Source organism: Faecalibacterium prausnitzii (assembly GCF_003324185.1).
GTDB lineage: Bacteria > Bacillota > Clostridia > Oscillospirales > Ruminococcaceae > Faecalibacterium > Faecalibacterium prausnitzii.
In genome coordinates this window covers 1-954 of sequence record NZ_PXUP01000068.1, presented here as the reverse complement: position 1 = coordinate 954, position 954 = coordinate 1, and the positions used below count along the sequence as shown (strand labels likewise).

Here is a 954-nt window from a genome sequence, read left to right as displayed (position 1 = left end):
CTTTTTCGCTGCGTTTCGCAATTTTCACATTTCAATCTGCTCGCAGATTGTTGACAAGCTGCGCTTGACCCGATACTATAAAGGCAAGTCGAATACGCGCCAAGGAGGTGCAACCATGACCGCCGTGATCTACGCCCGCTATTCATCCGACAGCCAGCGTGAAGCGTCCATTGAGGGACAGCTGCGCGACTGCAAGGACTACGCCGAGAAGAACGGCATCACCGTGGTCGGCACCTACATTGACCGTGCCTACTCTGCCAAGACAGATGACCGCCCAGACTTTCAGCGGATGATTAAGGACAGCGCGAAGAAAATCTTCGATGTAGTTCTGGTCTGGAAGCTGGACCGCTTTGCCCGGAACCGATTCGATGCCGTGAACTACAAGTACCAGCTGGAAAAGAACGGTGTCCATCTGGTGTCTGCCATGGAACCCATTTCGCAGGGGCCTGAAGGCATTATGGTGGAGAGTATGCTGATTGGCATGGCGGAATACTATTCCGCCGAGCTTGCCCTGAAAGTGGCGCGCGGTGAGCGCGAAAACGCCCTCCAGTGCAAGTACAACGGCGGTGTGGTGCCGCTGGGTTTCACCATTGGCAAGGAGGACAGGCTGTACCATATCGACCCGGAGACGGCTCCCATCGTGCAGGAGATCTTCACCCGGTATGCCGACGGCGAACCGGCCGAGAAGATTGCAGCATCCCTGAACGAGCGCGGTCTGCGTACCCGCACCGGGAAGCCGTTCGTGAAGAACAGCTTCTTCCAGATCTTCCGCAACCGCCGCTATATCGGCGAATACCGCTACAAGGACATTGTGACGCCGGGCGGCATCCCGGCCATTATCGACCAAGACCTGTTTGACCGTGTGCAGCAGCGTTTCGAGCAGAACAGGATCGCCCATGGTCGGCCTGCAAAAGAGGATGTGAGCTATCTGCTGACCACCAAGCTGTTCTGTGG

At 56.6% G+C, this 954-nt stretch carries 1 protein-coding gene; it reads left to right on the top strand.

From position 1 onward, the window contains the following. Window positions 1–115: 115 nt before the first annotated feature. On the top strand, window positions 116–954 hold an 839-nt coding region (locus tag C7J97_RS14720), incomplete at its 3' end, for a recombinase family protein (protein WP_147232778.1).